Annotated in this window: 13 protein-coding genes; 5 read left to right on the forward strand and 8 right to left on the reverse strand. The window is 68.7% G+C overall.

Annotation, left to right across the window (positions count from 1 at the left end):
• Positions 1-3,721 (reverse strand): DUF3683 domain-containing protein (locus tag QZ607_RS21630; RefSeq protein WP_367268237.1); only part of this gene is annotated, 3,721 nt, incomplete at its 3' end.
• A 314-nt stretch (positions 3,722-4,035) separates the two neighbouring features.
• On the reverse strand, positions 4,036-4,956 hold the full coding sequence (gene ppk2, locus QZ607_RS21635; protein ID WP_295887083.1) for a polyphosphate kinase 2: 921 nt from the start codon (positions 4,954-4,956) through the stop codon (positions 4,036-4,038).
• A gap of 234 nt (positions 4,957-5,190) precedes the next feature.
• On the opposite strand from ppk2, the gene QZ607_RS21640 reads away from it, so the two are divergent.
• Positions 5,191-5,784: a methyltransferase type 12 gene (locus QZ607_RS21640; RefSeq protein ID WP_295887085.1), complete on the forward strand. Its 594-nt coding sequence runs from the start codon at positions 5,191-5,193 to the stop codon at positions 5,782-5,784.
• 39 nt (positions 5,785-5,823) lie between these two features.
• On the opposite strand, the gene QZ607_RS21645 is transcribed toward QZ607_RS21640, so the two are convergent.
• The 3 genes from QZ607_RS21645 to trxA all read right to left on the reverse strand — a co-directional run bounded on the left by QZ607_RS21645 (position 5,824) and on the right by trxA (position 9,046).
• The gene (locus QZ607_RS21645; RefSeq protein WP_295887087.1) at positions 5,824-7,122 is read right to left on the reverse strand and encodes a paraquat-inducible protein A; all 1,299 of its coding nucleotides are present in this window, start codon (positions 7,120-7,122) and stop codon (positions 5,824-5,826) included.
• Positions 7,123-7,171: 49 nt separating this feature from the next.
• On the reverse strand, positions 7,172-8,428 hold the full coding sequence (gene rho / locus QZ607_RS21650; RefSeq protein WP_295887089.1) for a transcription termination factor Rho: 1,257 nt from the start codon (positions 8,426-8,428) through the stop codon (positions 7,172-7,174).
• A 291-nt stretch (positions 8,429-8,719) separates the two neighbouring features.
• Positions 8,720-9,046: a thioredoxin TrxA gene (gene trxA, locus QZ607_RS21655; RefSeq protein WP_295887091.1), complete on the reverse strand. Its 327-nt coding sequence runs from the start codon at positions 9,044-9,046 to the stop codon at positions 8,720-8,722.
• A 445-nt stretch (positions 9,047-9,491) separates the two neighbouring features.
• Here trxA and rhlB point away from each other — a divergent pair, with 445 nt between their 5' ends.
• On the forward strand, positions 9,492-10,985 hold the full coding sequence (gene rhlB, locus QZ607_RS21660; protein ID WP_295887093.1) for an ATP-dependent RNA helicase RhlB: 1,494 nt from the start codon (positions 9,492-9,494) through the stop codon (positions 10,983-10,985).
• A gap of 43 nt (positions 10,986-11,028) precedes the next feature.
• Here rhlB and yrfG read toward each other — a convergent pair whose 3' ends face one another.
• Positions 11,029-11,751: a GMP/IMP nucleotidase gene (gene yrfG / locus QZ607_RS21665; protein WP_295887095.1), complete on the reverse strand. Its 723-nt coding sequence runs from the start codon at positions 11,749-11,751 to the stop codon at positions 11,029-11,031.
• Positions 11,752-11,855: 104 nt separating this feature from the next.
• Between yrfG and nudE the strand changes: the two genes are divergently transcribed.
• From nudE to QZ607_RS21680, 3 genes are all read left to right on the forward strand, one after another.
• Positions 11,856-12,416, forward strand: coding sequence for an ADP compounds hydrolase NudE (nudE, locus tag QZ607_RS21670; RefSeq protein WP_295887097.1), 561 nt, complete (start codon positions 11,856-11,858; stop codon positions 12,414-12,416).
• Between the two features lie 143 nt (positions 12,417-12,559).
• The gene (locus QZ607_RS21675; RefSeq protein WP_295887133.1) at positions 12,560-13,573 is read left to right on the forward strand and encodes a thioredoxin fold domain-containing protein; all 1,014 of its coding nucleotides are present in this window, start codon (positions 12,560-12,562) and stop codon (positions 13,571-13,573) included.
• Between the two features lie 174 nt (positions 13,574-13,747).
• Positions 13,748-14,302 (forward strand): hypothetical protein, encoded by a 555-nt coding sequence (locus QZ607_RS21680; RefSeq protein ID WP_295887098.1) that lies wholly within the window; start codon positions 13,748-13,750, stop codon positions 14,300-14,302.
• A gap of 15 nt (positions 14,303-14,317) precedes the next feature.
• On the opposite strand, the gene QZ607_RS21685 is transcribed toward QZ607_RS21680, so the two are convergent.
• Together QZ607_RS21685 and QZ607_RS21690 are read right to left on the reverse strand one after the other, a co-directional pair.
• Positions 14,318-16,996, reverse strand: a complete 2,679-nt coding sequence (locus QZ607_RS21685) for a hypothetical protein (RefSeq protein WP_295887100.1) — start codon at positions 16,994-16,996, stop codon at positions 14,318-14,320.
• Positions 16,997-17,097: 101 nt separating this feature from the next.
• A complete protein-coding gene (locus tag QZ607_RS21690; RefSeq protein WP_295887102.1) occupies positions 17,098-17,970 on the reverse strand; it encodes a DUF6279 family lipoprotein in 873 nt (290 codons plus the stop codon).
• Between the last annotated feature and the right edge of the window lie 24 nt (positions 17,971-17,994).

Below are 17,994 nucleotides of genomic sequence, written 5' to 3' on the forward strand. Positions count from 1 at the left end.
CCTGGTTGGCGATGTCCGGGCGGGCGGTGCCGAGCGTGCCGGCCTCGCCGCAGCAGCGCTCCGACAGCTGCACCTGCTGGCCCATGAGCTGGCTTGCGACCGACGTTGGCTCGTAGGTCTTCATGGGCGTGTGGCAGGGGTCGTGGTACAGGTACTGAACGCCGGTGACGTTGTCCAAACGCTTGCCTTTTTCCAGCAGGAATTCATGGATGTCCAGCAGCCGGCAGCCCGGGAAGATCCGCTCGAACTCGTATTTGAGCAGCTGATCCATGCAGGTGCCGCAGGAGACGATGACGGTGCGGATGTCGAGATAATTGAGCGTGTTGGCCACCCGGTGGAAGAGCACCCGGTTCTCCATGGTGATCTGCCTGCCGCTGTCCTCCAGGCCGGCGGCCCGTTGCGGGTAGCCGCAGCACAGATACCCCGGCGGCAGCACGGTCTGCACGCCCTCGTCGAAGAGCATGGCGAGCGTGGCGAGGCCGATGTCGGAGAACAGCCGCTCGGAGCCGCAGCCCGGGAAGTAGAAGACGGCCTCGGCGTCCTCGGCCACCTGCGGGTCGCGCAGGATGGGCACGCGCGAGCGACCCTCCAGCCCCAGCTCGTGGCGGAAGGTGCGCTTGGGGACCTCCACACGGATGGAGCGGCTCACCAGGTTCACCGCCTGCCCCACCGGGCTCGGGCTGCCGGTGGTGGTGCCGGGCTTGTCGTTGGCGGGGCTGGTGAGCTTGAGGCCCTTGGCGAGGCTGTTGGCGAGGTTCAGCCCCTGGAAGCCCCACTCGGCGAGCCCCTTGCGCATGAGATTGATGGCCTGGGGGTTCTGGGTGTTCAGGAAGGCCATGGCCGCGGCGGCGCCGGGGCTGGTGCGCTTCTTGCCGCGGTCCACCAGGATGCGGCGCATGCGCATGGTGACATCGCCGTAGTCGATGTCCACGGGGCAGGGGTTCAGGCACTTGTGGCAGATGGTGCAGTGGTCCGCCACGTCGTTCATTTCTTCGAAGTGGCGCTCCGACAGCCCGCGGCGGGTCTGCTCCTCGTACAGGAAGGCCTCGATGATCAGCCCGGTGCCGAGGATCTTGTTACGCGGGGAATAGTCCAGGTTGGCCCGGGGCACATGGGTCATGCACTTGGGCTTGCACTTGCCGCAGCGCAGGCAGTTCTTGACGTCGTCATTGAGCGCGCCGAGCTCGGTCTCCTCCAGCAGGATGGCCTCCTGCTGCACCAGGCGCAGTGACGGCGTGTAGGCGCCGTCCAGCCCCGAGTCCCTGGCGAGCTTGCCGGGGTTGAAGCGCTGCTTCGGGTCCACCTGCTGCTTGTAGCGCGCGAAGGCGTCCAGCTTCTCGGGCTCCAGGTAGCCGATTTTGGTCAGGCCGATGCCGTGCTCGCCGGAGATGACGCCGCCGAGCGACGTGGCCAGTGTCATCACCTGGTCCACGATGCGGTCGGCTTCCTTGAGCATCGCGTAGTTGTCCGAGTGCACCGGGATGTTGGTGTGCACATTGCCGTCGCCGGCGTGCATGTGCAGCGCGACGAACAGCCGCGCGTCGCGCACCTGTTTGTGGATTTCCGCGAGCTTGGCGCGAACCGGGGCCAGGTCCTGGCCGGCGAAGATCTCGTCCAGGCGCTTGGCGACCTCCTTGCGATAGGTCTGGCGCAGGTCCCGGCGCAGCATCAGGTCCAGCAGCCTGTCCTTCGCGTGCACCAGTTGCCGCTCCGGCTCGCGCAGCAGGTCCATGTGCTCGATGGCGGACTCGTCCAGCAGCTCCAGGATGGAATGCCAGCGGTTGCGCGCCTGCTCGACCACCTCGATGGCCGCCTCGCGCTTGGCGGTCAGGATTTTGCGCGCCTCCTCGGAAGACTCGGACGCGTAGGTGCCGACGGGGCGGGCCTCCTCCAGCGGACCGCTCAGGTAGTCCAGCACCGCCGCCATGATGGCGTCCTTGTTCTTGATGGACTGCTCGATGTTGATGCGCTCGATGCCGCGGCTGTAGGCGGCGAGCTTGTCGAGCGGAATGACGACGTCTTCATTGATCTTGAAGGCGTTGGTGTGCCGGCTGATGGCCGCGGTGCGGGCGCGGTCCAGCCAGAAGCGCTTGCGCGCCTCCGGACTCACGGCGATGAAGCCCTCGCCGTCGCGGGCATTGGCGAGGCGGACGACTTGGTTGGCCACCTGCGCGACGGCGTCTTCGTCGTCGGCCACCAGGTCCGCGATGAGCACCATCTTCGGCAGCTCGCGGCGGTTGGCCTTGGTGGAGTAATTCACCGCGCGCACATAGCGCTCGTCCAGGTGCTCCAGGCCCGCAATCTGGACTTGCGGATGATGGTCCACGAAGTCCTTCACCTCGACGATGGCGGGCACGGCCCGATCCAGGTCGGTGCCGAAGAACTCCAGGCACAGGGTGCGCACCTGGCTCGGCATGCGGTGCAGCACGAAGCGGGCGGAGGTGATGAGCCCGTCGCAGCCCTCCTTCTGCACACCGGGCAGGCCGGACAGGAACTTGTCCGTCACGTCTTTGCCGAGCCCCAGCTTGCGGAAGGCCTGGCCTGGCATTTCCAGGACTTCCGGCCTGCCCTTGGGCGTTTGGCCGTCGGGGGCGAAGCGGCTGATGCGAAAGCGCACGGTCTCGGCGTCATGGATCTTGCCGAGGTTGTGGTCCAGGCGCTCTACCGTCAGCCAGTCGGCGTCCGGCGTCACCATGCGCCAGGACACCAGATTGTCCAGCGCCGTGCCCCAAAGCACGGCCTTCTTGCCGCCGGCGTTCATGGCGACATTGCCGCCGATGCAGGAGGCGTCCTGGGAGGTGGGGTCCACCGCGAAGGCAAGCCCATTGGCGTCCGCCAGTTCCGAGACGCGCTTGGTGACCACGCCGGCGCCGGCGCGCACCGTGGGCACGTTCTCGGGGCTTGCCCGGCCGTCGCTCGCGGGCAGGTCCATGCGCTCGACGCCCGACAGGGATTCCAGCTTCTCGGTGTTGATGACGGCGCTGCGGGCGTCCAGCGGCACCGCGGAGCCCGTGTAGCCGGTGCCGCCGCCGCGGGGAATGATGGGCAGGCCGCAGTCGATGCAGGCGGCGACAATGGGGGCGACTTCTTCTTCGGTGTCCGGCGTGATGACGACGAAGGGCATCTCCACCCGCCAGTCCGTGGCGTCCGTGGCATGGGACACGCGGGCGAGGCCGCCGAAGTTGATGTTGTCCCTGCGGGTGATGCCGGCGAGGCGCTTGGTGATGCGCCGGCGCAGTTCCTTGTCGGCCTCGAAATGGGCCGCGAAGCGCTTCACCGAGGCCCGCGCCGCCGCCAGCAGGTCGGCTGCCTTCCGGTTGTCGTTGAGGCGCTGCTCGAATTGATCCAGGCGATGCTCCAGGGCCTCCACCAGCATGGCGCGGCGCTTCGGGTCCTCCAGCAGGTCGTCCTGAAGATACGGGTTGCGGGTGACCACCCACATGTCCCCCAGCACCTCGAACAGCATGCGCGCCGAGCGCCCGGTGCGGCGGCTCCCGCGCAGCTCCTCGATGAGCCGCCAGTTGGCCTCCCCCAGGAAGCGGATGACGATCTCCCGGTCGGAGAAGGAGGTGTAGTTGTAGGGGATCTCGCGCAGGCGATGCGTCGGGATGGGCGTGGTCGCGCCGGTGTCGGCGGGGGCGAGGGGCGGCTCGGCGCCGGGTTCTCGGAGCGTATCGGCCGGATTGGCCGCAACGTTGCGTAGCTGGGTGGGAGCTGACATAAAAGGCTCTGGCGTTGCTGCGTTGCGGCAATTCTAACGTAGCTGGCCGGATGCCCGCGGCGCAGTCCCTGCGTCAAGACCGCGCGATGCAGCGGGTTACCGCATCGGTACACGCCTGCGACCAAGCGACGGCACCGTGCAGGAAGCCGTCGCAGACACGGTGGGAGTCCAAGCGGCGATAGGCTCGGGTGCGAGTCCGATAGACCCGTCTGCGGATCGGAGGCCGTCCAGTTATTCAGTACACCGTCACCGTAACTGTCCGCGCGGCTGGCGCACCTCCTGGCGTCGGTCCGATCGACCTGGGCTCGCGGTCCTCAGTAACGGCTCGGCACGTACAGCTCGTCCGGCAGGGTCGCGCGATCGTAGTCCGGGTTGAAGACCCGGTCCGGCAGGCTGATGGGCTCGTGCGGGATGTCCTGGTATGGGATCTGATCCAGCAGGTGATGGATGCAGTTGAGCCTTGCGCGCTTCTTGTCGTTGCCCTCGACGATGTACCAGGGCGCCTCCGGGATGTTGGTGCGGGCGAAGGTCTCCTCCTTGGCCTTGGTGTACTGCTCCCAGCGCACGCGGGATTGCAGGTCCATCGGGCTCAGCTTCCATTGCTTGAGCGGGTCGTGGATGCGCATCAAAAAGCGCAGCTGCTGCTCCTCGTCGGTGATGGAGAACCAGTACTTGATGAGCCGGATGCCGGAGCGTACCAGCATGCGCTCGAACTCCGGCACGTCCTGGAAGAACTGCTCCACCTGCTCCGGCGTGGCGAAGCCCATGACCCGCTCCACCCCGGCGCGGTTGTACCAGGAGCGATCGAAGAGCACGATTTCCCCGCCCGCGGGCAGGTGCGGCACATAGCGCTGGAAGTACCATTGGGTGCGCTCCTTCTCGGACGGCTTGGTGAGCGCCACCACGCGGCACACGCGCGGGTTGAGCCGTTGCGTGATGCGCTTGATCACCCCGCCCTTGCCGGCGGAGTCCCGCCCTTCGAAGATCACCAGGATCTTCTCGCCGGTGTGCTCCACCCAGTCCTGGAGCTTGATCAGCTCGGCCTGGAGGGTCAGCAGGGCGCGGAAGTAGGTCTTGCGCTCGATGGCGGATGGGCGCTTTTGCTTATAGAGCTTGCGCAGCTCCATGGACAGCGCGGGCTCGGAGATCTCAAGCTCGTAGTCCTCGTCCAGCGTGTCCTCGAGCTCGGCCTCCAGCCACGCCTTGATGTCGGCGTTGTCGTCTGCATCGCTCATGCTGCATCACCTTGGCGCGGATGGGATTTGGGGTGCGTGTGCCGGTTCCGGGCGGGCTTTGCGCCCTGAGTCTGCACGCATGTTGGATCAGCGCCGGCGCACAGTCGACACGCCGCCGGCGCCGGGATGCTAGCATTGCCGGTTTGTCGAAAGATGACGATTTGGTTGCCCGGCGTTCGACGAAACCGTGCCTGGGCGGCGTCAACAGCGGTCAGCCGCGGGGAATCCCTTCCAATGTCAACGCAGCCCTCCTTGCGTAAGCGCACCAACGGCCATCTGCTGTTCGCGCAGCAGTTCCTCAGGCACCCACTCCAGATCGGCTCCATCATCCCGAGCTCGGCGTTCCTGGAGCAGCGCGTCATCAGTGCCGCGGACATCGGCTCCGCCCGCTTCGTCGTCGAGCTCGGCCCGGGGACCGGGGGTATGACGCAGGCCATGCTCCAAGCCATGGCGCCGCAGGCGCGTCTGCTGAGCATCGAGATCAATCCTTTGTTCCACGAGCAGGTGAGCCGCATCCAGGACGACCGGCTCGTCGCCCACCTCGGCAGCGCCGCGGATATCCGGCAGATCGCGGCGTCCTATGGCCTGGGTGTGCCGGACGCCATCGTCTCCGGCATCCCCTTCTCCACCATGGATCAGAAGGTCGGCGCGCAGATCCTCGCGGAGGTGGCGGACGTGCTGGCGGATGCCGGCCGTTTTGTGGCCTACCAGTTCAACCCTCGGGTCGGCGCCCTGGGGCAGCCGTTCCTGGGCACGCCGGAGATCGCGATGGAGTTTCTGAACATCCCGCCGATGCGGGTGTTTCGCTGGTCGAAGGCGCCGGCCTGAGGCAACGGCCTGAGGCGGCGCTCAGGCAGCAGACGACCTTCAGCTCGCGCGTTTCCCGACCCGTGCCTCCAACAGCGCAGACAGCACCAGGCTCGCCAGCACGAAGGCAAGGAACAGATAGAACCCGAGCTGGAGCGCGGTGCCGTTGGTGGTGATCACGTCCACGCCGCGACCGCTGCCGGCCATGGCGGCGAGCTGGCTCTCCACCAGACCGCTGAAGCCGACATAGGCCATGAGCATGGCCACCACCAGCACGTCGGCCATGGACCATTTGCCGGAGCGCAGCGCAAAGAAGTAAACGACGCCGTTGGCCCGCAGCCCGCGCCAGTCGAGGTAGTACAGGAAGCCTGCCAGCACCTTGAGCGTCGGGAACACCAGGCTGAACAGTGTGATGAGCACGGCGACGAAGATCATGTCCCAGGCGCCCGTATCCACGAGTATCTCCACCACGTCCAGGATGCTCTTGCTCTGGAAATAGAGCACCTGATCGGTGAAGACGATGGGCTCGCCGAGCAGCACGAAGCGCAGCTCGGAGATGCGTGCCTCCACATCGATCATGGGCGTGACGACACCACCCGCCAGCAGCACCAGGGCGCCCATCGTGAGCATGGCCATCACCTCCGGGCGCAGGTGCGGGCGCTCGCGCCAGGCGACGAGAAACATCACGGCCACCGCCAGCATCGCGCCGAGTGCGAAGACCCGCGCGCGCTCCTGGAGGCCGGCGGCCTCGTAGCGCAGGCGCGGCTCGCAGGCGGCGGCGTCGGCGCAGCGATGGCGGGCGAGCACGGCCTCGAAGTCACTGAAGTCGGTGGCCGTGAAGGTGGCGTCTGCTGCGGCGTCCAGGGCCAGCAGCAGGCGCGCCTTCAGGTCGGCGCGGGCCTCGGGGCGGTTCAGCTCCTCGATGACGGCATCGGCGTACCGCGGCACCTGTGCCCGCAGCTCGTTGAAGTCCAACAGGAAGTCCTGCACGCCCTGGCGCAGCACGCCGCCCAGGCGCTCCCAGACGTTGTCCCCGCCGGCGTTGCGCCGGCGCAGATAGTCCTCGACCTCCACCAGAATGCGGTCGAGCACCACCTCGATGTTGCGTTTGATGGCGGGGCGGTTGGCCTCGGTGACCTCGAAGGTGTCGATCCTGTGCGCCAGGACGCTCGACAACTGCTCCACCCAGACCGCCGCATTCAGCAGCCCATAGCGGACGTCGTGCAGCTCGGCGAGATCGGTCTCCAGCTGCTGGATGCGGCGCAGGTCCATGATGGCCTGCCCAGCGAGCAGCGCGGCGACGAGCAGCAGCGCGCCCAGGGACAGGGCGGCGGCGATGCGTGCATGCTGCGGTGACATGACGCGGCTCCCTGCGGCTGCGTTCCGTGGGCTGGCGGGCGTCCGCCGCCTAGCCCTTCATGGAATCGAAGAACTCGCCGTTGGTCTTGGTGTGCTTGAGCTTGTCCAGCAGGAATTCCACCGCCGCCAGCTCGTCCATGGGGTGCAGGATCTTGCGCAGGATCCACATCTTCTGCAGGTCGGCCGGCTTCATCAGAAGCTCTTCGCGGCGGGTGCCGGAGCGGTTGATGTTGATGGAGGGGAAGATGCGCTTCTCCGCAATGCGCCGGTCGAGGTGGATCTCCATGTTGCCGGTGCCCTTGAACTCCTCATAGATGACGTCGTCCATGCGCGAGCCCGTGTCGATGAGGGCGGTGGCGATGATGGTCAGCGAGCCGCCCTCCTCCACGTTGCGGGCGGCGCCGAAGAAGCGCTTCGGGCGTTGCAGGGCATTGGCGTCCACACCGCCGGTGAGCACCTTGCCCGATGACGGCACCACCGTGTTGTAGGCCCGCGCCAGGCGGGTGATGCTGTCGAGCAGGATGACGACGTCCTTGTTGTGCTCCACCAGGCGCTTGGCCTTTTCGATGACCATCTCCGCCACCTGCACATGGCGCGTGGCGGGCTCGTCGAAGGTGGAGGAGACCACCTCGCCGCGCACCGAGCGGGACATCTCCGTGACCTCCTCAGGCCGCTCGTCGATGAGCAGCACGATGAGGTAGACATCCGGATAGTTGTGCGCGATGGACTGGGCGACGTTCTGCAGCATCATGGTCTTGCCGGCCTTGGGCGGCGAGACGATGAGGCCGCGCTGGCCCTTGCCGACGGGTGCGACGAGGTCGATGATGCGCGCCGTCAGGTCTTCGGTGCTGCCGTTGCCGATCTCCAGCTGCATCCGCTGCTGGGCGAACAGCGGCGTGAAATTCTCGAACAGGATCTTGTTCTTCGCGGCCTCGGGGCGGTCGAAGTTGATGTCGCCGACCTTGAGCAGCGCGAAATAGCGCTCGCCGTCCTTGGGCGGGCGGATCTTGCCGGAGATGGTGTCGCCGGTGCGCAGCGCGAAGCGCCGGATCTGGCTCGGCGAGACATAGATGTCGTCCGGCCCCGCGAGGTAGGAGGCATTGGCCGAGCGCAGGAAGCCGAAGCCGTCGGAAAGGATCTCCAGCACGCCGTCGCCGTAGATGTCCTCGCCCCGCTTGGCCCTGGCCTTCAGGACCGCAAAGATCAGATCCTGCTTGCGCGAGCGGCCGATGCCCTCGATCTCCATGGACTGCGCCAGCTCCACCAGCTGTGGAACGGGCATCTTCTTGAGCTCTGTAAGATTCATTGCGTCGTGCTTGATGGCGATGGGCCACCGGTTGGTGGGCGCCGGATGGCTGGGCGCCGGTGGTGTCGGGGCCGCGGCGTGGGAGCGTGATGCTGCGGCTTGTGCCGGCGGTGGCGGGGTTGTGCGGCTGTCCTGCCGGGGCGCCCGGGGCGGAGCTTGTGCGGAGCCGGGTCAGACCCGGGGCGTCGTTCCTGCGGCTGCGGCGGTCGCGGCCCCAGCCGGGGGCGGCGACCTTGATTCGGGGACGACCCGCGGGGCGACGGCTGCGGGCCGACCGCGTTTCAGCCGCGATCAAAGATTGCTGTCGATGAAGACCGTCAGCTGCGACTTGGACACGGCGCCGACCTTGGTGGCCTCCGGCTCGCCGCCCTTGAACAGCATGAGCGTCGGGATGCCGCGGACCTTGAAGCGCTCTGTGACGGCGCGGTTCTGGTCGATGTCGAGCTTGGCGATTTTGATTTTGCCCGCGTACTCCTCGGCGATTTCCTCCAGCAGCGGGGCAATCATTTTGCAGGGGGCGCACCAGCTCGCCCAGTAGTCCACCAGGACGGGCTCGGAGGAGTTGAGAACCTCCTCCTCGAAGGTGTCGTCCGTCACGTCCAGGATACGATCGGTCACTTCTGGTTGGTCTCCGCTCGGGTGTGGGTTTGCGGCGGGTGGCCGCCTGAGGAATCACTGCCGTGAGCAGCATCCCCCGGGCTTGCGGTGTCGCAGGTTACGGCGTCATCCCGGCAGAAGCCGGCTGCTCGCGCTCACGACGCCCGCAGGGCCACCGGGCCGTCTCGCTGCCTGAGGTCTGGCTGCACCGGTGCACGTCATGCTGTGCGGCCGGGCCGGCTCGGACTCGGAATCAGATGGGAGGGCGGGCGGGTTGGCGTTGTTATCGCCCCAAGGGTTAAGATGCTATTTGAGCCAAAGATATCAAGATTTGCAACCCCTCCCGGCCCGTCGGCGCGAAACGCCGCATCAGCCCGCGGCAATGCGCAGTGGTGCAGACGCCGCCGGCGCCGTCGCGCCACGGGCGCGGGTCCAGCCGGGTGCACCGGCAAAGCCGCAGGATTCCATGTCAGAGACCCACCTCACCGACGTCCGCTTCGACAGCTTCGACCTCGACCCGGCCATTCTTCAGGGGCTCGCCGATGCGGGCTTCAGTCATTGCACGCCCATCCAGGCCCAAACGCTGCCCCTCGCGCTCTCAGGCCAGGACGTGGCCGGCCAGGCGCAGACCGGCACCGGCAAGACCGCCGCCTTTCTGGTGGCGGCCATGCAGCACCTGCTGACGCATCCCCCGGCCGAGCAGCGCGAGGGCCCGCGCCAGCCCCGGGTGGTCATCCTCGCACCCACGCGCGAGCTTGCCGTGCAGATCCACAAAGATGCCGAAGTCATCGGTCGGCATACGGATTTCAGGCTCGGTCTGGTCTTCGGCGGCACGGGCTATCAACAGCAGCGCGACGACCTGGCCGCCGGCGTGGATATCCTCATCGGCACCCCGGGCCGGCTCATCGACTACTACAAGCAGCGGGTATTCGACTTCAACTCCGTCCAGGTGGTGGTGCTGGACGAGGCGGACCGGATGTTCGACCTCGGCTTCATCAAGGACATCCGCTTCGTGCTGCGCCGCCTACCGAGCCCGGCGGAGCGCCTGGGCATGCTGTTCTCGGCAACCCTCTCCTACCGCGTGACCGAGCTCGCCTACGAGCACATGAACGATCCGCAGATGGTGGAGATCGCGCCGGACCAGGTCACCGCCGACCGGGTGCAGCAGGCCTGCTACATGGTCGCCAACGACGAAAAGATCCCGCTGCTGCTCGGGCTGGTGCGCCAGCTCGAGGACGGGCGCATCATGGTCTTCATCAACACCAAGCGCGAGGGCGAGCGCGTCTGGGGCTACCTCAAGGGCAACGGTGTCGAGGCTGCCATGCTCTCCGGCGACGTGCCGCAGAAGAAGCGGCTCCGGCTGCTGGCCGAGTTCAAGTCCGGCGAGCTGCCGGTGATGGTGGCCACGGATGTCGCCGCCCGCGGCCTGCACATCCCCGGCGTCTCCCACGTCATCAACTACGACCTGCCGGAGGATGCCGAGGACTATGTCCACCGCATCGGCCGCACCGCCCGGGCCGGCGAGGCGGGGGACGCCATCAGCTTCGTCTGCGAGACCTACGCCTTCTGCCTGCCCGACATCGAGGCCTACATCGGCATGAAGATCCCGGTCGGCGAGGTCACCGCCGACATGCTCGCCGAGGTGGACCCCAAGAGCCGGGTGCCGGTGCCGCGCCGTCCGAAGGACCGACGCACGGAAGGCCGGGGCGAGCGCCGGGTTGACGGGCGGGGCGGCCGCCGCGAGCAGGGCGGCGAGTCACGTCGCGGGCGTGGCCCGCGCGGGCGGGGCAAGCCTGCCGGCGGCGACGCCGGCACAGATCAGCCACCGGCGTCCGGCCCGGGGCAGGACCGCCCGGCGCCCGCCGCCGCCAGCGGGCCGGGTCAAGCCGCCGCAGACGGGCAGGCCAAGCCCAAGCGCCGCCGTCGGCGGCGCAAGCCCGCGGCGGAGCCCACCACCTGAGCGGTCGCCAGCTGGTCACGCACTCGGCCGGGTGCCGGCAGCGTCAGCGCAGCTGCGGCAGCAGCTCGGCGAAATGCGCCACCGCCGGGAAGTCGTGGATCTGCCGCTCGGGCGCCCGGGAGTCCGGCGCACTTACCGCCAGCAGCCAGCGGAAGCCATAGTCGCGCGCCGCCCGCAGCACGTCCAGGTTGTCGTCCACGAAGAGCGTCCGCGCCGGGTCGAAGGGCTCGAGCTCCCGCACCCGGTCCCAGAAGCCCGGCGACTCCTTGGCGAGCTTGAGGTCATGGGCGCAGATCACCCGGTCGAGCTGCCCGCCGAGGCGTGTGCGCCGGAACTTGAGCGCGATGGATTTCTGGTGCGCGTTGGTCACCAGCACGCGGCGCTTGCCCCGGGCCGCCAGCGCATCCAGGAAGTCCGGCACATGGGGATGCACCGCGATCAGGTGCTCCACCTCGGCCTTGAGCAGCGCGATGTCGAGGCCGAGCTCGCGGCTCCAGTGGTCCACGCAGTACCAGTCGAGCGTGCCCTGGATGCGCCGGTATTTCGGCAGCAGGGCCGCCTTGGCCTCGCGCACACTGACCCCGAGCTTGTCCGCCCAGCGCCTGGGCACATGCTCCAGCCAGAAGTGGTTGTCGTAATAGAGGTCGAGCAGCGTGCCGTCCATGTCCAGAAAGACGCTGTCGATGGCGGTCCAGTCGAGCGCCGGCGCCGGCGTCCTGGCGGGCACCGGCTCGCGCGGCGGTGCGGGGTTGTTGCGCTGAGACATGCTGACCCGCTGGCGATGGTTGGACGTAAGCCGGATGCCGCGCAGAATACCCGACCGCGCAGCATCCTGCGCAGCGCACTGATCACCCCGGGAGCACCTGGCCGATGACGAGACAGAAACCCCGTGTCCTGGCCCGGCGGCTCGCCGCGCAGTCGGGCATCTTCCGGGTCGAGGCGGTGGACCTCGCCTTCGCCAACGGCGCGCGGCGCACCTTCGAGCGCATCCTGGGCGGGCATGATTCAGTGATGATCGTCCCGCTGGACGCCGACCGCCGGCTGCTGCTTGCCCGGGAGTACGCCGCCGGCAGCGACGACTACCAGCTGGGCTTCCCCAAGGGCGTGGTGGACGCGGACGAGCCCTTCCTCAGCGCCGCCGGGCGCGAGCTGCGCGAGGAGCTCGGCCTCGCCGCCGGCCGGCTCGACCTGGTCCACCGCGTCAGTGTTGTCCCGGGATACATCCAGCACGGCACCCGCATCGTGCTCGCGCGCGAGCTGCACCCGGACCCCTTGCCGGGCGACGAGCCGGAGCCCATCGAGGTGGTGCCCTGGCCGCTCGCCGACAGCGACGGGCTCCTGGCGCGCCCGGACTTCACCGAGGCCCGCTCCATCGCGGCCCTGTTCCTGGTGCAGCGCTTTCTGGCGGCGGTGGCGGAGCCCGCGGGCTGACCGCCGCGCGCCGACCGAGTAACAACAACGCCAAAGTCGCCCCGCCCGAGCCGCGAGGCCACGCCTGATTGAGTGGAGGTATCGCCATGATCCGCGCGTCACAGCAGTCCACCGGCCGCGACCGCATGTCCATTGCTGCGCCGCTGGGGCTGTTGGCAGGCCTGCTGGTGGGCTTGACCCTCGGCACCGCTGCGGCCAGCGTCGATGAGTCGGTGGAATCCGCGCTCGCCCTGGACGACGAGCCCCGCGCCGAGCCGCTCGCCTATCCGGACTGGTTCAAGGAGCCCTTCCTGAATTTGCCGGACGACCACGCGGATGCGGTGGGGGCCGGCAAGGACCTGGTGGTCTACTTCGGCCAGCGCCGCTGCGCCTACTGCCACAAGCTGATGGACGTGAATTTCGGCGCACCCGACATCGTCAAGTACACCCGCAAGCACTTCGACATCGTGCCCGTGGATATCTGGGGCGTCGCCGAGGTGACGGACCTTACGGGCAACACGCTCAGCGAGCGCGACTTCGCGCTGCGCGAGGAGACCAACTTCACGCCGTCACTGGTGTTCTACGACGAGACCGGCGCCGAGGCCCTGCGCCTGCGCGGCTACTATCCGCCCTACCAGTTTCGCGCGGCGCTGGAGTACGTCGCCGACGACCACTACCAACGCGAGTCCTTCCGCGATTACCTGGCCCGCGGCGAGAACCGCATGGTCTTCGGCCCCGCCGACCTCAACGACCAGGACTTCTTCGACGCGTCGCCCTACAATCTGGACCGCTCCGAGGTACCGAGCGAGCGCCCGCTGGTGGTGTTCTTCGAGCAGGGCGACTGCCATGCCTGCGACGTGCTGCACGGCGAGGCCCTGGATCAGGCGGAGATCCGGCGCCAGTTCGGCGAATTCGACAGCGTGCAGCTGGACATCTGGTCCGACACACCGGTGGTCACCCCAGCCGGCGAGCGCACCACGGCCCGGGCCTGGGCCCGGGCGCTCGGCATCTTCTACACGCCGTCACTGCTCTTCTTCGACGAGCACGGGCGGGAGATCCTGCGGGTGGACTCCGTGGTGGGCTTCTATCGGCTGCGCAACGTGCTGAACTACGTCAGCAGCAAGGCCTACCTGGATGAGCCCAATTACCAGCGCTGGCGAATGTCGCGGGCCTTCTGAAGCACCGCCCGCGCCCGCGACCGTCCCAGCGGGCGCCGCGCCCGGGGCGCCGAGCCCGGGGGCGCCGAGCCTGGGGGCGCCGAGCTCCGCTCGGCCGCTGTCTGCCGTGCACCGGAGGGCCAGGCGCGCTGTGCTAGACTCCTACAGACTATCTGAGCAATTGCACCCAGATACATGATCAAAGGTTATTTTTTCACAGCCGTACTGGCCTTCGGCCTAGGCTGGGCAGCGGCGACGCTGCTGCCCAGCCCATGGGGCTCGGACGGCGTGCCAGAGGCGCCCGCGCCCGCCCTCCCCTCGGCGCAAGCACCGGCACCCGAACCCGAGCCGGCCGCGCCTGCCGCTCTGCACGCTGACGCCTCCGCCGACACGGCCCAGCTGGTGCCGGCGCCGACCCCCGTCGCCCCAGCCCCCGTCGCCCCAGCCCCTGTCGCCCCAGCCCGGCTCACGGCGGCAGAGGCCGGGCTGCAACGGTCAGAGGCACGGCGCGCGGGCGAGGCCGTGTCCATCGCCTCCAGCGCAGCCGTCGCCGCGGAGCGCGTGCGGTCCCAGGGCGCAACGGTCAGGACGAGCGCAAGCGGGCGCGCGGCCCAGCACGACCGCGTGGCCCAGCAGGAATACGGCTCCCGCTGCCAAACCCTCAAAGGTATCTGCACCCTGCCGAAGCCTCAGCCCATCGGCTCGGTCTGCTACTGCAAGGGCAAGGTGCGGGGTACCACCATCCGCTAGAGCGGGCAGCAGCCCCTACTCCTGCTGGGGATCGGGCTCATCCCCGGGGGCCGCGTCGCCAGGGGCTGGCGCCTCTGGCGTGGCATCTCCGCCGCCATCCGTCTGCCCATTGTCGGGCACCGACTCGCGGTCCCCGCTCACCCGGGCGGTGATCTGCGCGCGCGGGTCGTAGATGACGCAGGCCGGGCGCGTCGCTGCGGCCACGCCCTCGCTGGTCCAGACCCGCAACCGCACCGGGCGGACCCGCAGATCCTTGTATTCCTCGATGTCGCGCGGCGCCGCGCCCTTGTCCGCGGGCTCCGTGAGCGTGCAGGCCTCCGCCTCTTCCGGCTCGCCCTCGGCAGTGGGGCGCGGGTTGAACTTCGCGAACGGCAGCTGCACCGGTCGGAACTCGGCGATGATGCCTTCCATGTTCGGCAGCACGCGAATGCGGTCCGCGGGCTGCGCGCCCAGGGTCACGGCGGTGCTGCGCCACAGCCGTGTGCCTGGGATGAGGATGCTGGCGGGCTGCTCGGCCACCACATAGATGGCCTTGTCCATGGCCTCGTCCTTGATGCGCGGCGCCGGCGAGACCCAGCCCTGGTTGCGGAAGATGGAGTCGAGGGCCGTCACGTCCGGCGGCAGGCGGATCTCCACCGGCGGGTGCACCTGCACCGCATCGCGCCGGCCGCGGCCGTCGAGCCAGCCGGTGGTGACCTGCACCTGCACCTTGTCGGTCCAGGCGGGTACCGAGATGAGCACCAGCTGTGAGCGCAGGCTGGGCGCCATCTCCGCCGGCGCCGAGATGACCCAGCCGAAGCCCACGCGCTCCCCGTCGCTCTTGCCGGTGGAGCCGTTGCCGAAACCGATGGCCATCGACTCCGTGCCGCTCTGCACCAGCCGCCGGATGAGGTCGAAGCCGGCACCGCCGGTGCCGCCGGCGCCGGCGAGGGCGGTGTCCCGCAGCACCCCGAGCACGTCGTTCTTCGGGAACACCGCGTAGGTGTAGGCGTCCAGCTCGCGCATGCTCTCGATGAAGTTGAACAGGCCGCTCGGCGGGTTGACGATGACATCATCCGCGCGCACCAGCTCGGGGCAGGTCAGGAAGACCCGGGCGTCGGCTGCAGTGTCCGCCGCGGTCTCGGCGAGGGCGTCCAGCAACGCATCCGGGATCGGGTAGCGCGGCTCGAAGCTCGCACGCGTGTCGTTGATCTGGCTGAAATACCACTCATCCACGAGCAGCTGCCAGGTATCGTCCTCGGTCCAGCCGATGGGGAACAGCGACTGGGTGCGGGCACAGCTCGCCTCAGGCAGCGCTTCGGCAGGCTCGGTCGCCGCGCTCCTTCGGCGCGCAATGAAGAAATCCCGCGGCGCCGTCACCCGGAAGTTGACGCGCACATTGCAGGCCGTCTCGTCGCTGGCGCGGATGGGCTGCACCTGGATCTCCATGTACTTGGCCCAAGGCTCCGTGAGCCGGATGGCGCCCCCCTTGGGACTCCCGCCTTCCGCGGTCGGCGGCCCGTTGTCCTCGCCGCTCTCTGGGGCGACGGCATCCTCCCCGCTCGCCTCCACGGCTGTCACCTCCGCCCCATCCGCCCCCGCATCCGTGCGCGTGCCGGGATCGGCATCGAGATCGGTATCAGGATCGGCAGCGGCATCGCTGTCGTCCGCGATCCCGGCCTCGAGCGCCGCCTCCTGCGACAGGAAGCGCCCCTGATGGTCGATCAGGAAGCGCTTCTCCGGCAGGCTCAGGACCACATCCAGGGTGCGGCGAATGAGCTCGGGATATTGCTCCGCTCGCACGCCGGGGGCGGGGCTCGGGCAGGCTTCGTCCTCCTCCCCGATGCTCTGCACCAGCGATGCCTCGTTGGTGTTGAGCCGCTTTTCGATGTCATCCAGCCAGGCTTGGTACAGCGCCGCCTGCTTGTCGTAGGCGGCCTGCTGCGCTGCGTCCACGCCCTCGCAGGCGTCTGCGCCGTCGCTTGGTCTGCGCGTGCGGCAGACATAGGTGCGCATATAGTCGGTCAGCCCGGGACCGCTGGCTTCGATGTCCTCGAAGACGATCTCCGGCTCGACCGTCACCGCTACGAAGGCGCGGTCGCGGGTGTTGCGCCCCGGCACCACGGTGGTGTCGAACTTGAGCCCGTAGATGGAGTTGGCCGTCAGATCGTGGCGGTCGTCCAGCATGTTCTCCAGGATCTGCTGGCGGATCATGTCGCGGATGCCGGAAAGCACGGCAAAGCGATCCCGAAACGAGAGCTGCTGCATGGCGCCGGCCCCATGGTCGCCCGCGTCCTGCCCGGGGACGCCGCCGGCGGCCTCCGCCTGCGCGCCGGCGCTGAGCGCCGCACGGCTGTAGAGTCGGCCCGAGGCGAGATCCTCGGGTGTCACCGCGCTCAGGCGCTCGAGCTGCTGGCGCAGCCAGTAGTCCTGGTCGTAGCGGTCGTTCACCAGGCGCTCCCGGGTGTAGACCTCAGGGCTGTCCACGTAGATGCTGCCGCGGGTCGTGAAGGGCCAGAACGGCAGCAGCAGCACGCCGAGCAGGTGCAGCACCACCGCCAGGAGTGCGGCCAGTGCCAAGAGCTTCAGGCCCTGCACGCCGCAGAGCCGGCCGCAGAGACCGCGCAGACCCGAGCCGAAGGCGCCCACGAAGGTGCGCAGCCGACCGGGCGCGGACGCGGTCGCGGTGTCGGTGGCTGGATCTGTTGGGCTCACGGCCTGTCTCCGCGGTTTGGTGTGGGAGCCCTGCGCGGTTGGCCTGCGCTCGCCGCTCAAGGGTGGATGCCCGTGTCCTCGCCGGCGCTCGCCCGGCGCTGTCAGCAGGCCACGGGCGCCATGTGCGGGTCGCGCTGCAGCCGCATGAAGTCGCGGCGCAGGCCCGTGAGCCGGTCGATGAGCTGACGCCGCTGCGCTGCGCTGAAACTGTCGTCGAGTCGCACCAGCAAATCCGTGATGCCGGCCCGCAGCTCGCGCTGACTTCGCGCCAGCGCCGGCGGCATGTCGCTGTAGTCCACCAGCCAGTCGGTGAGGAAGGCCTCGACGCGCGCGCTCGACGCGCCGCGGCGCAGCAGCGCAATGAGCTCGCGCCGCTTGCGGTCGCGGTACTCGTACCAGGTGGCGGTTTCGGGCAGATCCGCCACCACGTCCCGCACGATGCCCCGCTGGCGGGCGTCGAGCTCGCCGAGCCACCAGCGCATGTTGTCGGCATAGCGCTCGACGCGCTTGGCGACCCGCTCCGCTTCGGGGCGGGCGGCGTCGTCGGCGTCCTCCCGGGCCTCTTCGCGGAAGCGCCGCTCCAGCGCGCTGATCTGGCCCTGGTCCAGGTCCGCCAGCAGCGGCGCGGCGGCCGCCGCCGCCAGCGTGAAGTGGCGGCGGTAGATCACCTCGAACTGGTCCAGCAGGCAGGCGACGTCGGCGCGGTTGAACCCCTTGCGCGCGTCGTTCTGGGCGCTGTCGAAGAAGGCGGCGAGGTAGGGGAGCTCGTCCTGCCGGTGCTGCCTCAGCGCAGCATCCAGCGTCGGCGACCAGCGCTCCATCTGCGCACCGTCCAGGCCCAAATAATCGTCGGCATAGCGCTCGATGAAGAAATCGGCGGTGTTGTAGGCGAGCTGCATGCCCGAGCAGCCGGACAGCAGCAGCGCCGCGGTGGCCAGGAGCAGGCGCAGCAGAGGCGGGGGCAGCAAGGTCATGGGGCGCGGATTCTTCCCGTGCGC

The organism is uncultured Thiohalocapsa sp., assembly GCF_913063425.1.
In the GTDB taxonomy this organism is placed as follows: domain Bacteria; phylum Pseudomonadota; class Gammaproteobacteria; order Chromatiales; family Chromatiaceae; genus Thiohalocapsa.

Coding starts and splice junctions, on each gene's coding strand:
- QZ607_RS21690 (WP_295887102.1), bottom strand. CDS start 17,970: ATGACCTTGCTGCCCCCGCCTCTGCTGCGCCTGCTCCTGGCCACCGCG.
- nudE (WP_295887097.1), top strand. CDS start 11,856: ATGACGAGACAGAAACCCCGTGTCCTGGCCCGGCGGCTCGCCGCGCAG.
- QZ607_RS21645 (WP_295887087.1), bottom strand. CDS start 7,122: ATGTCACCGCAGCATGCACGCATCGCCGCCGCCCTGTCCCTGGGCGCG.
- ppk2 (WP_295887083.1), bottom strand. CDS start 4,956: ATGAGCGATGCAGACGACAACGCCGACATCAAGGCGTGGCTGGAGGCC.
- rho (WP_295887089.1), bottom strand. CDS start 8,428: ATGAATCTTACAGAGCTCAAGAAGATGCCCGTTCCACAGCTGGTGGAG.
- yrfG (WP_295887095.1), bottom strand. CDS start 11,751: ATGTCTCAGCGCAACAACCCCGCACCGCCGCGCGAGCCGGTGCCCGCC.
- rhlB (WP_295887093.1), top strand. CDS start 9,492: ATGTCAGAGACCCACCTCACCGACGTCCGCTTCGACAGCTTCGACCTC.
- QZ607_RS21640 (WP_295887085.1), top strand. CDS start 5,191: ATGTCAACGCAGCCCTCCTTGCGTAAGCGCACCAACGGCCATCTGCTG.
- QZ607_RS21680 (WP_295887098.1), top strand. CDS start 13,748: ATGATCAAAGGTTATTTTTTCACAGCCGTACTGGCCTTCGGCCTAGGC.